Below are 17553 nucleotides of genomic sequence, written 5' to 3'. Positions count from 1 at the left end.
TCTTGTTCGCTACCGCACGGAATTCGTGGTGGAAATCCCGCGTTTTCGGGTGGCTGAACGGCGAGATCGGCACCGTGCGGGGTACCGATCGTTGCCCTCGTGGTTTATATGCGGCCGCCCTCCAACCGACGGACCCGCCATGGCAACACCCTGGGCTCGCAAATCGATCGCCGCCCTGCAGAAGGAGGCGGCCGTCGGGCCGTCGGAACCGCGAGGGGAGACGCACGCGCTCGGGCTGCGTCGATCGCTGTCGGCGTTCGACCTGGTGCTGCTCGGGGTCGGCGCGATCATCGGCGCGGGCATCTTCATCCTCACCGGCCACGCGGCGGCGACCAATGCCGGCCCGGCGATCACGCTGTCGTTCGTGCTGGGCGCGGTCGCCTGCGGCCTCGCCGGCCTGTGCTACGCCGAGATGGCCTCCACCGTGCCGGTCGCCGGCAGCGCCTACACCTATGCTTACGCCACCATGGGCGAGCTGGTCGCCTGGGCGATCGGCTGGGACCTGGTGCTGGAATACGCGCTCGGCGCGACGGCGGTGGCGATCGGCTGGTCCGGCTATGCCGTCGGCTTCCTGAACGGCCTCGGCATCACGGTGCCGGCCGCCTTCGCGGGCGCGCCGCTCGACTACGATCCGGCGCTGCGCAGCTGGAGCGCGACCGGCGCGGTGCTGAACCTGCCGGCCATGCTGGTGGTCACGGCGATCACCGCGCTGCTGGTGATCGGCATTCACCAGTCCGCCCGCATCAACAACGTGATCGTCGTGATCAAGGTGGCGATCGTGCTGATCTTCATCGCCGTCGCCGCCCCCTACCTCTCGACCGCGAACTGGGTGACGCCCGCCAATCCGGCGGGCTTTTTCATTCCGCCCGGCGCCGACACCGGCCAGTTCGGCTGGAGCGGCGTCTTGCGGGGCGCGGCGGTGGTGTTCTTCGCCTATATCGGCTTCGACGCGGTCTCGACCGCCGCGCAGGAGGCGCGCAATCCGCAGCGCGACATGCCGATCGGCGTGCTCGGCTCGCTCGCGGTGTGCACGTTCCTCTATGTCGCGGTCGGCTTCGTGCTGACCGGCATCGTCCCCTACGACCAGCTCGAGGTGCCCGACCCGATCGCCGTCGGCATCACCGCGATCGGCATCCGGTGGCTGACGGTTCTGATCGAGCTCGCGGTGGTCTCGGGCCTCACCTCGGTGATCCTGGTGCTGCTGCTCGGCCAGTCGCGGGTGTTCTACTCGATGGCGCACGACCGTTTGCTGCCGCCCCGCGCCGCCGCCGTGCATCCGAAGTTCCGCACGCCGTATCTCGTCACCATCGGCACCGGCGCGGTGGTGGCGCTGCTCGCCGGGCTGCTGCCGATCGGGCTGGTCGGCGAGCTGGTCAGCATCGGCACGCTGTTCGCCTTTACGGTGGTCTGCCTGGGCGTGCTGGTGCTGCGGCGCCGCCAGCCCGAGCTGGTCCGGCCGTTCCGGACGCCGGCGGTCTATCTGGTCGCCCCGGCGGGCATCGTCGCCAACCTGCTGCTGATGGCCGGGCTGCCGCTCGACACCTGGATCCGCTTCCTGGTGTGGATGGCGATCGGCTTCGTGATCTATGCGCTGTACGGCGCACGCCGCAGCCGGGTGGCGCAGCAGGCCCGCGCCGCCTCCGCCGCGTCCTGACCGGGCCCGGCCGGGCGGCTCGCCGCTCGGCCGGCCGGTCATCCGGTTTCCCGATGATCGGCTCGGACCATCGGTCGGAACCCCGGCCTTCGGCTCTCCCCGGAGGGGGAGTTTCGAGCGGGTCGGCGGCGCCCACGCCCCTTCGCCCGGCAAGCCGCGCTCGCCGGGCCACTCCTCGCGGAAAGGCCAGGAGCCCGATCCGTTCAGCCGGAAGCGTCACGCCCGCGGGGCGGTCGCCGCATAAATCTTCTTGGCGAGGACCAGCGCGATCGGGATCGCCACCACGAAGCCGGCGAGGCCGGCGACCGGGATCAGGTTCATGCCCTGCGCGTAGAGCGAGGGCACCGCGACGACGACCACGATCAGCGATCCGGCGAGCGTGATCCCGAGCATCATCCAGACGAGGACGGCGAGCTTCAGCATGGGCGCGTCTCCTGCGTGAGCCGATCGACCGTTACGACGGCGGCCGGCGCGGCGACATGACCTTCGTCAACGCGACGCCCGCGTTTGCACGTCCGGACGTGATCATATCGCCGGAACCGCATGTGTCGCCGCGGCGCACCGAGGCCCACCGCGGCCGAGCGATGCTTGCCCCGATGCCTGCCCGATTCCTGCCCCGGCTCCGATCCGGCGAGCGGGCCGGCCGTCTCACCGGGTGGCGATGGCGATGTCGCGCAGCACGTTGGCCTCCAGCTCCATCTCGGAGAGGCGGGACTTCAGCACGTCGCCGATGCTGATCACGCCGACCAGCCGGTCGCCGTCCTTGACCGGCAGGTGGCGGATGCGGCGCACCGTCATCACCTTCGACACCTCGGCGACGCTGTCCTGCGGCGAGCAGGTGATCACCGCCTTGGTCATCACGTCGGACACCTGCAGCACCGGCAGCGTCTCGCCGTGCTCGGCGAGCCCGTAGGCGACGTCGCGCTCGGAGACGATGCCGTCGACCGACCGGCCGTCGCGGCTGACGATCATCACGCCGACCCGGGCCTGGCGTAACCGCTCGGCGAGCTCCGCGACCGTGTCGGTCGGCTGGACCGTCATCACGCCGGGGGATTTTCCCTTCAAGAGATCGGCGACTTTCATGCGTGGCTCCTCGGGGGATGGGCCGCTCGGGTCGTCGAGGGCGTACCACCTCCAGGATGCCTCGGCGCGGCCGCCCGCCGCAACCTTTTCGCGCGCAAATCTCGTTGCGCAATGCAGCAAAAGGTGCCGCACCGCGGCACCGGCGGCCGGACCGGCACACAAAAAAAAGGCCGTGGGCAAAAGCCCACGGCCGTGTCGGTCTCGCATGAAGACGCGATCAGCGGGTCTGCTGGATCGCCGACAGCATCCACTCGCCGCCGCGGGCGCGGCGGAAGGTCCACACCTCGGTCGCGACGTCCGGGCCGCCCTCGAGGGTTTTGCCGCTCGCCCGGTCGACCATGCGGTCGTCGAGCGAGAACTTCATCGCGACGGTGGCGTAGTCGGTGTCGCCCTCGCGCCATGCCTCGGCGAGGTCGCCCTGCTCCAGCTTCACGTTCTCGATCTTGTTGATCGCGCCACGGCTGGTGTTCTGCGCCAGCTCCTCCGAGAAGTAGGAGAGCATCTCCGGCGTCACCCGGGTGCGCAGCGCGGACAGATCCTCGGCCGAGTAGGCCGCCATCACCTCGCCGAGCAGCCGCTCGAACGCCTGGTAGTCCTCCGGACCGATGCCGATGTCGTCGGACGGCTCCGCCGGGGCGGCACGCCCGCCACCGAGGCCCCCGCCGAGCCCGCCACCGAGGCCACCGCCGAGCCCACCGCCAAGGCCACCCATGGCGCCGAGGCCGGTCGCCCCGCCCGAGCCCGTGCCGTCGCGGCGATGCGCGTCGAACTCGGCGAGCCGCGGCCCGCCGGCGGTCGCCGCCTCGCGCTTGCGGCCCTGCCACATGCGCCACAGGAAGCCGCCGACCAGCACGATCAGGCCGACCTGCAGCAGCAGGCCGAGCAGCGAGGCGAAACCGCCGAGCCCGCCCATGAAGCCGTTGCCGAACAGCATGCCCAAGAGGCCGGCGCCGAGGAAGCCGGCGGCGAGGCCGCCCAGCATGCCGCCGCCGAAGCCGCCGAACAGGCCGCCGCGATTGCCCATCGCGCCGGGATTGGTGGCGCCGGCGTTCGGCCGCACGGCGCCGGCCTGGCCCGGCTGGGTGAAGGAGCGGTCGACCGGCGCCGCCTGCGGCGCGGTGCGGGTCGGGGCCGGGGTCGAGTAGGTGCGGAACCCGCGGCTGCCAAAACTCGAGCCGCCGCCGGGGCGCGACCAGGCGTCACCGGCAGCCATCGTGAGGGCGCAGGCGATCGCGAGCGTGGCGAGAATCGGACGCAGGCGCGTACCGAGCATCATAGTCCTCCAAATCCGTTGCGGACTCGTTCGGCCGCGGAGAATTCCGGCGGCCGGACGTCCCGAGCGGTGGGCGTCGTCCGCGGTTATATCGGGGCTCGCTCCCGCCTCGGGAAGCGGCGCTTTGTCGCGACCGCGGCGGACGCAGGCCGCGCGCGCTCGCGACGCGGGGGTGCGGCGCGCCTCGTCCGGCGAGCGAGGCGATCAGTGGGTCGACAACGAGGTCGGCGGCGAGGCCGAGCGGGGCGGCGCGGCGGCGCCGATCGGGACGATCGGGAACGGGTTGCCGTCGCTCAAGATTTCGGTCGCCGGCATGTCGACCTCCCAGCGCAGTCCGGCCGGGTCGAAGGCGAGGTCGACGGTGGCGTTGAGCGAGGCGGCGGTGAGCTTCTGGATCACCGTCGAGCCGAAGCCGGTGCGCGCGGGCGGATCGACCACCGGTCCGCCGGCCTCCTGCCAGGTGAGCTTGACCCGCACGTCGCCGTCCGGCCCGCGGGTGCGGCGCCAGCGGATCGTCACCCGGCCGCCGGGCCAGCCGAGGGCGCCGTACTTGTGGGCGTTGGTGGCGAGCTCGTGCAGCGCAAAACCGAGATTCTGCACCGCCTCCGGCCGCAGCAGCAGGTCCGGCCCCTCGACCGAAAGCGACGACTGCTCCGAGACGAACGGCGCGAGCTGGAGGCGCACCAGTTCCTCGATCGAGCCACCGGTCCAGTCGGTGTGGACGAGCAGGTCGTGCGAGCGGGCGAGGCCGTGCAGGCGGCCGGTGAAGCGGTCCTCGAAATCGGCGAAATCGTCGCTCTGGCGAACGCTGCGGCGGGCCATCGCGATGATCACGGTGATCAGGTTCTTGGTGCGGTGCGACAGCTCGCGCATCACGAAGGCGACGTGCGCCTCGTCGCGCTTTCGCTGGCCGATGTCGTGGGCGATCACCGAGATGCCGACCACCGTGCCGTCGGCGCCGCGGATCGGCGCGGCATCGAGCGACACCTCGACCGGGGTGCCGTTCTTGTGCAGGCGGATCGTCTCCAGCCGCAGGCTGCGCCCCTCGCGGGCGGCGGTGGCCTTCTCCTCGATCTCGGACAGGCGGGCGGGCGGCACCAGCATGGCGTGCGAGCGGCACACCGCCTCGTCGGCGCGGTAGCCGTACAGCTCCTCGGCCGCCTTGTTCCAGGAGAGAATCTCGCCGTCGAGCGAGACCGACATGATGGCGTCGCCGGAGGAGGAGACGAGCGCGGCGAGATGGGCGTTGGCGATCTCGCCCTTGGCGCGGTCGTGCGAGGCCTGGGCGAGCGCCTGCCCGACCTCCGCCACCTCGCGGATGCTGGAGCGCACCCGCTCGATCACCGCGCCGCGGCCGATCGCCCGGGCGGCGTCGGCGAGGCCGCGCATGGCGGCGATGATCCACTCGCCGACCAGCGCGGCGGAGGCGAAGGCGATCAGCGAGAACACCACGAGGCTGAAAAACACGTCGCGGGTCCAGCGGCTCATCGGCGCGATCACCCGAGCGTGCGGCACCGCGGTCAGCACGGTCCAGCCGTTCGGCAGGTGCTGCCAGGCGGCGTCGAACGGCTCGCCGCCGGCGGCGCCGTCCGCGCCATCGCCGGCCTCGAGCGTGGTCCAGCCGTCGTCGGCCTCCGACAGTGTCGCCCGCACCGCCGCGGGGAGCCTGGTGCCGAGCGCCTCCGGGGCATCGGCGCTGCGCGCCACCACCAAGCCGTTGCGGTCGACCAGCGTCGAGGCCCAGTCCGCCGCCGTCTGGCGCCCCACCACGCGGCGCAAGTGCTCCACCGGCAGATTGCCGGACAGCACATAGGGCGTGCCGGGCACCGGGCACAGCAGCGACACCAGCGGCTGCTCGTCGAGCACGCTGCGGAAGAGGTCGGTGGTGCGGCAAGCGCCGCTCGCAGTCACCCGGCGCAGCACGTCGGCGTTGCGGCTGTCCGGCAGCGCGGCACCGAACGGCGCGCGGGTGTTGAAGATCTGGCGCCCGTCGGCGGCGAACAGCACGACCCCGCCGGGGATCTTCTCGCTGGTGCGCTTGGCCTGGGCGTACAGGCCGGCGATGTTGCCGTCGTGCAGATGAGGCGAGGTCGCCAGCACCGCGAGCTGGGTCTCCTTGACGGCGATCTCGCGGGTGACGTCGTCGGCGATCGCATGGGCGTAGACCCGGCCCTGGCGGGCGAGGTCGGCCTGCTTGTCGGCGATCAGCACCCGGTATTCGAGCGCGAAGAAGGCGAGGCACGGCAGCAACGTCCCGAGCGCCAGCAGCGCCAGGGCGAGCCGCAGCGGCACCGGCCGCCGCAGCAGGCGAAGGCCCGGACGCGGCCCGGATTTCTGTCGTCGGGCACGGGACGGGAGGACCGACACGCGGGGTGCTCCGCTACGCTGTGCCGCCGGTCCGGTCACGGCCCGGCGACTTCGACACGAGTGCGCTGCCCGGACCGGCAGGGCCGGTCGGCAACACGTTTTTTCCCCTCACGGCTTTGCTGCATAACACGATCGGGACGGCCGTGGCGCAATCGATCCGCAGGATTGGACCGGCGCGGTCAATCCTCGCCCGCCACCGCCGCCGGCAGCTCCGGCTCGTCGGAGTTCCGTCGCTCCGCCGGGCGGTTGGCGACGTGCCGCCGGCTGCCGATCGAGCCGGTGACGCCGCCGTCGTGACGGCGCGCATAGCTGCCGCCCCGTGCACGCGCGGCGACCACGTCTCCGGGGATCGCCTTGGGCTGGCAGATCTGCCGGCCGCTCGAGCGCCGCATCAGGTCGACATGAATATGGTCGTAATGGAAGACGTTGGAGCCCGGCGCCAGCACGGTGGTGAACATGTCGCAGGCCGAGCCCTGCACGTCGTGCAGAAAGCCCTGCTCCTCCGGCGTGCCGCGCCACGAGCCCTTGATGGTGATCACGTGGCCGTCGGCCAGCACGAAGCCGGCGATGTCGAGCGCGTTGCCGAACGCGTGCTCGGAGATTTTCGCGCGGGGGTTGCCGTTCATGCCGCGGCACGAATAGGCCGAGATCTGCTTGATCTGCACCACCGGCTGCCCGAACCATTTTTGGGCGGCAGGCTGGACACCCTCGGCGACCCAGCGATCGAGCGCGGAGACCATCGGACAGGCGAGCGTCGCGGCCGGCTTCAGCGCGACCGACAGGCTCGCGGTCGACAGCGGCGTCGCACGCGACGGCGACACCGGCACCCGCTCGCCCATCGCCGGCAGGCTGGGCGGAACCTCGTCGCCGTCAGACTCGGGGGTGAGGTCGGGGTCGGCGTGCACCGCCGCCTCGCGCACCGCCGAGGCCCGCACCTGCGGCGCGCCGGGCGAAGGCGGCAGCGAGCCGACGCGGTCGCCGGTCGCGCGCGACGCGCCGCGGCGCGGCACCGCCTCGTGCATCGGCACCGGCGAGAAGGTCGGATCGGAATAGTCGAACGGGCCGCGCGAGGGGCCGGACGATCCGGCACCCGACGGCGATCCGCCGGACACCGGCGGCAGGCCGCTGCGGGCGATGCCCTTCGACGACGCGCCGGCCGGGCTGCGGCGGCCGTGCGCCGACCCGCCATAGGACGGCATCGGCGGGGTGTAGCTGCCGGCGGCGTCCGGCGGCGGCGCGTCGACGCCGGGCGGCGACAGCGCGACCGGCCCATGCCCCGATCCGTATCCCGGTCCCTGCCCCGCACCCGCCCCGCCCGCGTCGGGCGAGGTCCAGCGCCGGGACGAGGAGGGCGGCGGCGCGTCGGGCACGCGCAGATAACCGGGCGGGCTGCCCAGCACCCGGCCGGCACCCGCGGCACGGCTGCCGCCCGGAACCGCACCCGGCGGCCGGATCGGCTCGTCGGTGTAGCCGAGCGTCCCGCTCTCGCCGAGCGCCGTCACCTTCAGGGGATAGGCCGCCCCGCACATGCCGGGCCCGTCGATCGGCGACAGCAGCGCGACCGCCGAGCCGGGGGTCACCGCCCCCGACTGCAGGCACTGCACTTCGGCCTCACGCCGCCACGGCTCGCGCTGGCCGCTCATGAAGTTGTGAGCGCAGCCGGCGAGCAGGACGAGAACGAGCGAGCCGACGAGATACAAACGAACGTCGCGCGTCATGCCCCGACAATGCGAGTCATTCCGTTAAGAGACGCTTGATGCTGTCGACGGAACTTCTTTGCGGCGTGTCCGATCGGTAACGGGTGGCGCGCGGGACTGGCCCGCGTCGCCGCCCCTTGATGCCCCGAAAAATTTCCGACACACGGAGCGGAAAACACCGTCACCGAGGGGAATCGCCATGCCGTCCACCATCGGGCGCCCGCTGCGTGCGCTGGAGCTCGCGAACGAGATCGAGGCCGGCGCGCTGACGCCCGCCGCCGTGGTGGATCGCTGCGCCGAGGCGATCGCGGCGTGCGAGAGCGAGATCGGCGCCTTCGCCGCCCTCGATATCGAGCGCACCCGGCGGCGCGCCGAGGCCGCCGCCGACCGGCTGATGCGCGCGCCGCTGCGCGGCCTGCCGCTCGGCATCAAGGACATCTTCGACACCACCGATCTGCCGACCGAATACGGCTCGCCCATTTACGCCGGGCACCGGCCGGCAGCCGACGCCGCGCTGGTCTCGATGATCGACCGCGCCGGCGGGCTTCTCCTCGGCAAGACGGTGACGACGCCGTTCGCCTTCCTCGATCCGGCCGGCACCAAGAATCCGCGCCGGCCGGCGCACACGCCGGGCGGCTCGTCGTCCGGCTCGGCGGCAGCGGTCGCGGCCGGCATGCTGCCGCTCGCGATCGGCACCCAGACCGGCGGCTCGATGATCCGCCCGGCCGCCTATTGCGGCGTCGCCGGCTTCAAGCCGTCGTTCCGCCTGCTGCCGATGGTCGGCTGCAAGCATTTTTCATGGTCGCTCGACACCGCCGGCATCTTCGCCGTGTCGGTCGCCGATGCCGCGTTCGGCGCCGCCGCGATCACCGGCCGCGATCTCCGGGTCGACCGGGCGACGCCCGCCGCGCCGCGCATCGGGCTGGTGCGCACCCATCTGTGGCCCGAGGCGAGCCCCGCCATGCAGGGCGCGGTCGAGACCGCTGCGAAGGCAGCGGAAAAGGCCGGCGCGACCGTGCGCGAGATCACCCTGCCGGCGATCTTCGAGGACGCCTTCCGCATCCACGCGACGATCCAGGACTACGAGGCGTATCGCGCGCTCGCCTTCGAGTACGACCACCACCGCGACCGGCTGCGGCCGCTGCTGCGCCGGCTGCTCGACGAGGCGGCGACGGTGACGCCCGCCGCCTACGACGATGCCCGCCGCACCGCCAAGCGCGCCCGCAAGGCGCTCGCCGAGGTGACGGCGGAGGTCGACGTGCTGCTGACGCCCTCGGCGCCGGGCGCCGCGCCGCAAACCCTCGGCTCGACCGGCACCTCGGTGTTCAACCGGCTGTGGACGCTGATGGGGACGCCGTGCATCAACGTGCCCGGCCTCGACGACCCGGACGGCCTGCCGCTCGGCGTGCAGGTGGTCGGCCGCTTCGCCGGCGACCGCGCCGCGCTCGAGGCGGCGCTGTTCGTCGAGCAGGCGATCGTTCGCGCCGGCTGACTTTTCCTTTCTCCGAGAAAAGCCGGTGAACCGCCGTGTCGTGTCGGTCACCGTGCAGTGAATCGACGCTGAATTCCCATAAGCGAAGATTATGAACCAGGAGCCGACAAACTCCTCCACGGCTGCCCACAGTGTCTTTTCGATCCGCTCCATGTTGCGGCAACGCAACATGTTTCTCGCTTCTGTCGGACGTCCGGTTCTGCTACAAAGGGTCGAGCGAAATTGGATGAGGAGACATCGGTGGTCCGTTCGATCGATCTGAATACCTTGGCGGTCGGCGTCGTGTTCTTGTTCGTCGCGGCGATCGTGCTGGGGGCATTCTGACCCGATCCGACACTGGGGCGTTCATCGAGGGGTGACGCTCGCGTTCATGTCGAATCGAAAGGGGCACCGGAGAACGACGTTCTCCGGTGTTTTGTTTGTTCGGTCCGCTTCTCCTCGCCGTCCCTCGGCCTCTCCTCGCGCGCCCGACCGCTGGCGTGCCCGCGGCCCGATGTCCGGCTGCAAACCGCGCACTGCCGCCTTATCTCTCCAGCGAGCCCCTGCCGATGCCGAGTGGAGACCGCGATGACCCCCAAAACCCTGCTCGAGCTCGCCGGCGCGTCGCCGGCCCTGGTCCGCCTCGCCGACGCCGTGGTCGTGGTGGTCGACGCCCAGCACGAATATGTCGACGGCGCGCTGCCGCTCGCGGGCATCGATCCGGCGCTCGACGAGCTCGGCCGGCTGCTCGCCCTCGCCCGCCGCGAGGCGGTGCCGGTGATCCACGTGGTGCATCACGGCAAGGGCGGCGGCGGCCCGTTCACCCCCGGCACCCGTGGGGTGGAGATCGTCGCGCCGGCGGCGCCGGCGCCCGGCGAGCCGGTGCTCACCAAGAGCCTGCCGAACGCCTTTGCCAGCACCGACCTCGCCGACCGCCTGCATGCGCTGCACCGCTCGTCGGTGGTGCTCGCCGGCTTCATGACCCACATGTGCATCGAGGCGACGGCGCGCGGCGCGATCGATCTCGGCATCAAGGCGGCGGTGATCGCCGGCGCCACCGCGACCCGCGACCTGCGCGACCCGTTGAGCGGCGCCGTGATCCCGGCGCACGAGGTTCACCGCAACGCGCTCGCCGCGCTCGCCGACCGCTTCGCGACGATCGTCTCGTCGTGCGACGGGCTGTCCGACTGAAGGCGCCCCGCCACGGCGACCGGCCGCACGTCGGCGATCACCGGCAGATGGTCGGAGATCGCCGCGGCGTCGCGATCGGTGAAGGCGCGCACCAGCACGCCCGCCGGCCGGCAATAGATACGGTCGAGCCGCAGCAGCGGAAAGCGCGCCGGAAAGGTGCGGAAGCGATTGCGCCCGGGGCACAGGCCGCGCAGCGCCGAGCGCACCGAGCCTCCCCAGAACCAGTCGTTGAAATCGCCGACCACCACGGTCGCCTGCGGCCCCTCGCCGATCAGCGTCGCCAGCGCCTTCGCCTGGCTCTGCCGCTCGCGCAGCGTGAGGCCGAGATGGGTGGCGATCACCCGGCACGGCCCGTGCGGCGTGTCGATGTCGGCGACTGCGGCGCGGCGCGGCTCGCGCTCCGGATAGGAGATGTCGTGCACGTCGGTGCGGCGCGGCCGCCAGCGGGTGAGCAGCATCTGCCCATAGGCGCCGTCCGCCGTGACGATGGTCTTTGCACCGAGCCCGAAATGGCCGAGCGTGCGCTCGATCGCCGTGAACGGATCGACCACGTCGGTGCGCGGGCGGCGCGAATCGACCTCCTGCAGGGCGACGACGTCGGGGTCGTGCCGGCCGATCAGCGCCAGCACGCGGGCGAGATCGAAATGCGGGTTGCGCCCGAGCGCCCCGTGAATGTTCCAGGTCATCACCCGGACGGTGCCGGGGGCGGCAGGCACGGTCACGGCTCGCGATTCCCCAGCCGCGAGACCAGCGTCTGCAGGCCGAACGCGATCGCGATCCACAGCGCCAGCAGGCCGAGCGCCAGCGCGACGCTCGCCGGGGTGGGATCGCGCAGCGCCCGGTAGGCGCTGTCGCCGAACGCCGACAGCGCGACGATCCCCGGCGCGAGGCCGATCGCGGTGCCGCCGACGAAATCCCAGAAACGCACGCCGCTCGCCCCCGACAGGAGATTGATCACCACGAACGGCGCGATCGGCAGAAGCCGGATGGCGGCGACCGCCAGCACGCCGCGCCGGGTGATCTGCCGGCGGATGCGCTCGAGCCGTGGCCCGAGCAGCGCGAGCAGCGGCTTTTGGCCGAGCGCGGCGCCGACCGCGTAGCCCGCCACCGCGCTCGCCATCGCGCCCAGCCCGGCATAAGCGAGCCCGAGCCACGGGCCGAACACCAGCGCCGTCGCGGCGATCAGCACCGTCACCGGAAAGCCGGCGAGCCCCGCCACGACGAAGATCGCCAGCACCGCGAACGGCTGGCCGATGCCGTCGAGCCCCTGCAGAAGCTCGCGCACGTGCGCCACGTCGGTGAGCGCGGCGAGCGGCGTGAAGTGCCACGCCAGAACCACCGCCGCGACCACCAGCACGGCGAGCGCGATCGGCACGAGGCGCGGCATGCGGCCCGACATGCGGCCCGACGCGCGGCCCGCCATGCGGCCGCCGCGCGCGCCGGTCGCGCCGTTTCTCATGCCGTCGACCACCTGCTCCACCGTCTCGAGGCCGAGCGGCTTGCCTGGATCGGCGAACGGCTCGATCAGCTCGGCCGGATCGTCGTCGGGATCGCTCACCGGACAGAGCCGATGCCCGCCGCCGGACAAACGCTCGGCCGCGGCGAGCAGCGAGCCAGTGCGCACCAGCATGTCGGCGACCGTTTGCTCGCAGACGCCGCAATGATCGCCGATCAGCCGATTGCGGATGCGCGCGATCGCCCGCCGCTCCGCCTCGCTCTCGGCCTCGATCGCGACGTCGCATTCGGCGTCGGCGCCCATCGAGCGGTTGTTGAGATTGGCCGAGCCGACCCGCAAAAGCCGGTCGTCGATCACCATCACCTTGGAATGCACCATGGTGTCGGCGACCTGCCCACCCTCGCGCACCTGCGGATAGAGGAAGCGCGCGCGGTCGGCGACGCCGGCCTCGGCGAGGATGCGGCGGAAGCGCGCCCGCCCCGCATGCATGGTGTTCGCCTCGATCCACGAGTGATACTCGCGCGGCGTGATCACCAGAAGCTCGAGCCCCGGCACCTCGCGCATGCGCTGGGCGAGCTTTTCGGCGACCGCGCTCGCGGTGACGAACTGATTCTCGATATAGATGCTGCGGCGCGCCCGATCGATCGAGTCGAGAAACAGCGCCTCCACCTCGCGCGCCTCGACCTGCCCCTCGCAGCACGGCACCGTGCGGGCGATGCCGAGCCTCGTGTCGACGAGATCCAGTTTCACACCCGCAGGCCAAGGATCGTGAGAGGCGACGCAGGTCGGCAACCGCTCGCCGGTCGCGCGAAACCAGCGTGCCTTCGCCACCTCGCCGAGCGCGCGCGCCGCACTGCCGTCGGCGACCAGCTGCACGTCGTGGAACGGCGCATAGGGTTTTCCGTCCGGGTCGACGCGGGCCGGATCGTCCGGGCGATGCGAGGAGGTGTCCCAGCGCCGCACGGTGAGATCGATGCCGCCGACGAACGCCACGCGATCGTCCACCAGCACGATCTTCTGATGCTGCGAGGAGCCGAACGGCAGCCGGTCGTCGAGCCGCAGGATCACCTGCTCGGGGGTGCGCTGATCGATCACGAAGGAGGGAAACCACTCGCGCTCGGCGGCGAGCAGCACGGAGTAGTTCCACAGGAGAAGGCGGATCGTCAGCTCCGGCCGGCGACGCGCGAGGGCGCCGAGGAAATCGACCAGGGTCTCGGGAAGGTCGTCGTCGGGATCGGTGCGTGGCAGCCGGGTCTTGCTGTGGATGTCCCAGCCGACGATCAGCACCGAATTCCGCGCCGCCGTCAGCGAGCGCCGCAGTGCCGAGAAGTAGCCCTCGCCGTCGATCAGGACGGCGGCGCGATCGGCCTCGGCGACCCGCCACACATTGTGGCCGGGCCGCAGGATGCAATCGGGGTCGAGTTCGACGGCTTCAACGGACATCACGCAACGGGGTTCCAGGACAGGCAAAAATCCCGGCGTCAACGCACGAGCCGCGATTTTGTGCCCTCGCCCCCTCCGTGTCGTGCATCGCGGGCCGCGGACGCGGCTATTCCGCCGCCTCCGAGCTCGCGTGCAGATTGTTGCGCGGATCGTAGTTCAGCACCGGCGCGAGCCACTTCTCGGCCTCGCCGAGCGTCCAGCCCTTGCGGCGGGCATAATCCTCGACCTGATCACGCTCGATCTTGCCGACGCCGAAATAGTGCGCCTCGGGATGGCTGAAATAGAGCCCCGAGACCGACGCGCCCGGCCACATCGCAAAGCTCTCGGTGAGCGACACGCCGATCTCGTCGGGCGCGAGCAGGCCGAACAGCGTGCCCTTCTCGGTGTGATCGGGCTGGGCCGGATAGCCCGGCGCCGGGCGGATTCCGCGATATTTCTCGGCGATCAGCTCCTCGTTGGAGAGCGTCTCGTCGGCGGCGTAGCCCCACAGCTCACGGCGCACCAGCGCGTGCATCCGCTCGGCAAAGGCTTCCGCCAAGCGGTCGGCCAGCGCCTTCGCCATGATCGCCGCATAGTCGTCGTTGGCGTGCGCGAAGCGCGACGTCATCACGTCCTCGCCGAGGCCGGCGGTGACGACGAACCCGCCGACGTGATCACGAAGGCCGGTCGCGACCGGCGCGACGAAATCGGCGAGCGCGATGTTGGCGCGGCCCTCGCGGCGGGCGAGCTGCTGGCGCAGCGTGTGCAGCACCGCGACCGTGCTCTGCCGGCTCTCGTCGGAATAAAGCAGAATGTCGTCGCCTTGCGCCGCCGCCGGCCAGAAGCCGACCACCGCGGAGGCGCGCACCCATTTCTCGCGCACCATGGTGTCGAGCATCTTTTGCGCATCGTTGAACAGCGCGCGGGCGGCGAGGCCGACCGTGTCGTCATCGAGAATCGCCGGAAAGCGGCCGACGAGCTCCCACGCCTGGAAGAACGGCGACCAGTCGATATAGGGCACCAGCTCGGCGAGATCGACGTCGGCAAAAACGCGCCGGCCGAGGAAGGACGGCGCCGGCGGCTGATAGGCCTTCCAGTCGAGCACCAGCGCGTTGTTGCGCGCATCGGCGAGCGACAGGCGGCGCTTTCGCTCCTCGCCACGGGCGTGCGCGGCGGCGAGATCTTCGTACTCGCTGCGGATTTTTGCGACGTAGCCGTCGTGCTGCGTCTCCGACAGAAGCGACGAGACGACGCCGACCGCCCGGCTCGCATCGTTGACATACACGGTCTGCCCGCGCCGATATCTCGGATCGATCTTCACCGCTGTGTGCACACGGCTGGTGGTCGCGCCGCCGATCAGCAGCGGCACCGAAAAGCCCTGCCGCTCCATCTCGGAGGCGACATTGACCATCTCGTCGAGCGACGGCGTGATCAGGCCGGACAGACCGATCACGTCGGCCTGCTCGGCCTTCGCGGCCTCGAGGATTTTTGCCGCCGGCACCATCACGCCGAGATCGACCACCTCGTAATTGTTGCACTGGAGCACGACGCCGACGATGTTCTTGCCGATGTCGTGGACGTCGCCCTTCACGGTCGCGAGCACGATCTTGCCGGCGGCGCTGCGGCCGGTGCCGCCGTTCCTGGCCTTCTCCTCCTCCATGAACGGCATCAGATAGGCGACCGCCTGCTTCATCACGCGCGCCGACTTGACCACCTGCGGAAGAAACATCTTTCCGGCGCCGAACAGGTCACCGACCACGTTCATGCCGGCCATCAGCGGCCCCTCGATCACGTCGAGCGGGCGGTTAGCTGCCTGGCGGGCCGCCTCCACGTCCTCCGAGATGAAGTCGGTGATGCCGTGGACGAGCGCATGCGTCAGGCGCTTCTCGACCGGCCAGCCGCGCCATTCGAGCGTCGCCTTCTCGGCCTGCCGCGTCTCGCCCCGATATTTCTCGGCGATCGCCAGCAAGCGCTCGGAGGCGTCGGCGCGGCGCGCGAGAATCACGTCCTCGCACGCCTCGCGCAGCTCCGGGTCGAGGTCGTCGTACACCGCCATCTGGCCGGCATTGACGATGCCCATGTCCATCCCGGCGGCGATCGCGTGATAGAGAAACACCGAGTGCATCGCCTCGCGCACCCGCTCGTTGCCGCGGAACGAGAAGGAGAGGTTCGACACGCCACCCGAGACGTGCGCACCCGGAAGGTTTTCACGAATCCAGCGCACCGCCTCGATGAAGTCGAGACCGTAGCGGTCGTGCTCCTCGATGCCGGTCGCGACCGCGAAGATGTTGGGGTCGAACACGATGTCTTCCGGCGGGAAGCCGACCTGGTTCACCAAAATATCGTACGCCCGCTTGCAGATGCCGGTCTTGCGCGCGACCGTGTCGGCCTGCCCCTGCTCGTCGAACGCCATCACCACCGCGGCGGCGCCGTAGCGGCGCACGGTGCGGGCGTGCTCGACGAACGCGGCCTCGCCCTCCTTGAGCGAGATCGAGTTGACGATCGCCTTGCCCTGCAGGCACTTCAAGCCGGCCTCGATCACCTCGAATTTCGAGGAATCGACCATCACCGGCACGCGGGCGATGTCGGGCTCCGAGGCGACGAGATTGAGGAACGTCGTCATCGCCTCTTTCGAGTCGAGCAAGCCCTCGTCCATGTTGACGTCGATCACCTGGGCGCCGTTCTCGACCTGATCACGTGCGACCGACAGCGCGGTCGCGTAGTCACCCGACTTGATCAGCTTCTTGAATTTTGCCGAGCCGGTGACGTTGGTGCGCTCGCCCACGTTCACGAACGGGATTTCCGGCGTCAGCGTGAACGGCTCGAGCCCGGAGAGCCTCAGAAAGGGTTTTGGCCGCGCCGCCTCCCGCGGCGCCTTGCCGGAAACGGCATCGGCGATCGCACGGATGTGGGCGGGCGTGGTGCCGCAGCAGCCGCCGACGATGTTCAGAAGGCCGGCGTCGGCGAACTCGCCGAGCATCTCGGCCATCGCCTCCGGGCTCTCGTCGTAGAGGCCGAACTCGTTCGGCAGGCCGGCGTTCGGATAGGCGCAGACGAGCGTGTCGGCAACGCGCGAAATCTCGGCGATGTGGGCGCGCATCTCCTTGGCGCCGAGCGCGCAGTTGAGCCCGATCGACAGGGGCTTCGCGTGGCGCACGGAATTCCAGAACGCCTCCGGCGTCTGGCCCGACAGCATGCGTCCCGACAGATCGGTGATGGTGCCGGAGATCATCAGCGGCACCTGCCGTCCCGCCTCCTCCAAAACCTCCTCGATGGCGACGATCGCCGCCTTTGCATTCAAGGTGTCGAACACCGTCTCGATCAGCAGGAGGTCGGCGCCGCCGGCCAACAGCCCGCGCACCTGCTCGACATAGGCTTCGCGCAGCTGATCGAAGGTGATGGCGCGAAAGCCCGGATTGGAGACGTCGGGCGAGATCGAGGCGGTGCGGTTGGTCGGGCCGATCGAGCCGGCGACGAAGCGGCGTCTGCCGTCCTCCTTCTCGGCTGCGATCGCCGCCTCGCGGGCGAGGCGTGCGCCCTGCTCGTTCAGCTCGAAGACGATGTCCTCGAGGCCGTAGTCGGCCTGCGCGATGCTGGTGGAGGAGAAGGTGTTGGTCTCGACGATATCGGCTCCGGCGCGGAAATAAGCGAGGTGAATGGCACGGATCGCGTCGGGCTTGGTGAGGATCAGGAGGTCGTTGTTGCCGCGCAGGTCGCGCGAAAAATTCGCGAAGCGCTCGCCGCGGAAGGCGGCCTCGTCGAGCTTCAGATCCTGGATCTGCGTGCCCATCGCGCCGTCGAGCACGAGGATTCTCTCACGCGCGATGGCGCGCAGCGCGGTTTCGGTTTCGGACACGGCGGCAGCGGGGTTCGACATGGTGTGCTTTCTTCCTCGCCCGGGTGGAGAGGCGTTTTCTTCTTCGACGACGTATCGGCGCG

Annotated in this window: 11 protein-coding genes; 3 read left to right on the top strand and 8 right to left on the bottom strand. The window is 70.7% G+C overall.

The features are described 5' to 3' along the window. Nucleotides 1-139 precede the first annotated feature (139 nt). Complete coding sequence (locus A33M_RS01665; protein WP_008382700.1) at nt 140-1654, top strand: amino acid permease; 1515 nt, start codon at nt 140-142, stop codon at nt 1652-1654. Nucleotides 1655-1870: 216 nt separating this feature from the next. Here the strand turns inward: A33M_RS01665 and A33M_RS01660 are convergent, their stop codons facing one another. The 5 genes from A33M_RS01660 to A33M_RS01640 all read right to left on the bottom strand — a co-directional run bounded on the left by A33M_RS01660 (nt 1871) and on the right by A33M_RS01640 (nt 8095). Beyond that, nucleotides 1871-2077: a hypothetical protein gene (locus A33M_RS01660; protein ID WP_008382699.1), complete on the bottom strand. Its 207-nt coding sequence runs from the start codon at nt 2075-2077 to the stop codon at nt 1871-1873. A 225-nt stretch (nt 2078-2302) separates the two neighbouring features. Further along, the gene (locus tag A33M_RS01655) at nt 2303-2737 is read right to left on the bottom strand and encodes a CBS domain-containing protein (RefSeq protein WP_008382698.1); all 435 of its coding nucleotides are present in this window, start codon (nt 2735-2737) and stop codon (nt 2303-2305) included. A 217-nt stretch (nt 2738-2954) separates the two neighbouring features. Beyond that, nucleotides 2955-4010: a TIM44-like domain-containing protein gene (locus tag A33M_RS25190; RefSeq protein ID WP_008382697.1), complete on the bottom strand. Its 1056-nt coding sequence runs from the start codon at nt 4008-4010 to the stop codon at nt 2955-2957. 204 nt (nt 4011-4214) lie between these two features. After that, nucleotides 4215-6377, bottom strand: coding sequence for an HWE histidine kinase domain-containing protein (locus tag A33M_RS22020; protein ID WP_052026799.1), 2163 nt, complete (start codon nt 6375-6377; stop codon nt 4215-4217). A gap of 179 nt (nt 6378-6556) precedes the next feature. Further along, entirely contained in the window at nt 6557-8095 is a 1539-nt protein-coding gene (locus tag A33M_RS01640) for an extensin-like domain-containing protein (protein ID WP_052026798.1), read from the bottom strand. A gap of 178 nt (nt 8096-8273) precedes the next feature. Here A33M_RS01640 and A33M_RS01635 point away from each other — a divergent pair, with 178 nt between their 5' ends. After that, the gene (locus tag A33M_RS01635) at nt 8274-9566 is read left to right on the top strand and encodes an amidase (RefSeq protein ID WP_040618849.1); all 1293 of its coding nucleotides are present in this window, start codon (nt 8274-8276) and stop codon (nt 9564-9566) included. A 567-nt stretch (nt 9567-10133) separates the two neighbouring features. After that, a complete protein-coding gene (locus A33M_RS01630; RefSeq protein WP_040618910.1) occupies nt 10134-10736 on the top strand; it encodes an isochorismatase family protein in 603 nt (200 codons plus the stop codon). Here the strand turns inward: A33M_RS01630 and A33M_RS01625 are convergent. The 3 genes from A33M_RS01625 to metH form a co-directional block, all read right to left on the bottom strand. Further along, nucleotides 10661-11458: an endonuclease/exonuclease/phosphatase family protein gene (locus tag A33M_RS01625; RefSeq protein WP_202801756.1), complete on the bottom strand. Its 798-nt coding sequence runs from the start codon at nt 11456-11458 to the stop codon at nt 10661-10663. The two genes, A33M_RS01630 and A33M_RS01625, sit on opposite strands and share 76 nt — an antisense overlap. Beyond that, complete coding sequence (locus A33M_RS01620; protein ID WP_008382692.1) at nt 11455-13635, bottom strand: VTT domain-containing protein; 2181 nt, start codon at nt 13633-13635, stop codon at nt 11455-11457. Before A33M_RS01620 ends, A33M_RS01625 begins: the two co-directional genes overlap by 4 nt. Before the next feature lie 106 nt (nt 13636-13741). Further along, nucleotides 13742-17491 carry a methionine synthase gene (gene metH / locus A33M_RS01615; protein WP_008382691.1) on the bottom strand — a complete coding sequence of 1250 codons (3750 nt, stop codon included), beginning with the start codon at nt 17489-17491 and terminating at the stop codon, nt 13742-13744. Nucleotides 17492-17553: the final 62 nt, after the last annotated feature.

This window comes from Rhodovulum sp. PH10 (genome assembly GCF_000293785.1).
GTDB lineage: Bacteria > Pseudomonadota > Alphaproteobacteria > Rhizobiales > Xanthobacteraceae > Rhodoplanes.
The sequence above is the reverse complement of the archived record's forward strand: the minus strand, read 5'-3'. Positions and strand labels throughout refer to the sequence as shown.

Excerpts from the sequence above, each read along its gene's own strand:
- A33M_RS01630 (WP_040618910.1), top strand. The coding sequence starts at position 10,134 with ATGACCCCCAAAACCCTGCTCGAGCTCGCCGGCGCGTCGCCGGCCCTG.
- A33M_RS01635 (WP_040618849.1), top strand. The coding sequence starts at position 8,274 with ATGCCGTCCACCATCGGGCGCCCGCTGCGTGCGCTGGAGCTCGCGAAC.
- A33M_RS25190 (WP_008382697.1), bottom strand. The coding sequence starts at position 4,010 with ATGCTCGGTACGCGCCTGCGTCCGATTCTCGCCACGCTCGCGATCGCC.
- metH (WP_008382691.1), bottom strand. The coding sequence starts at position 17,491 with ATGTCGAACCCCGCTGCCGCCGTGTCCGAAACCGAAACCGCGCTGCGC.
- A33M_RS01655 (WP_008382698.1), bottom strand. The coding sequence starts at position 2,737 with ATGAAAGTCGCCGATCTCTTGAAGGGAAAATCCCCCGGCGTGATGACG.
- A33M_RS01640 (WP_052026798.1), bottom strand. The coding sequence starts at position 8,095 with ATGACGCGCGACGTTCGTTTGTATCTCGTCGGCTCGCTCGTTCTCGTC.
- A33M_RS01665 (WP_008382700.1), top strand. The coding sequence starts at position 140 with ATGGCAACACCCTGGGCTCGCAAATCGATCGCCGCCCTGCAGAAGGAG.
- A33M_RS01620 (WP_008382692.1), bottom strand. The coding sequence starts at position 13,635 with ATGTCCGTTGAAGCCGTCGAACTCGACCCCGATTGCATCCTGCGGCCC.
- A33M_RS01660 (WP_008382699.1), bottom strand. The coding sequence starts at position 2,077 with ATGCTGAAGCTCGCCGTCCTCGTCTGGATGATGCTCGGGATCACGCTC.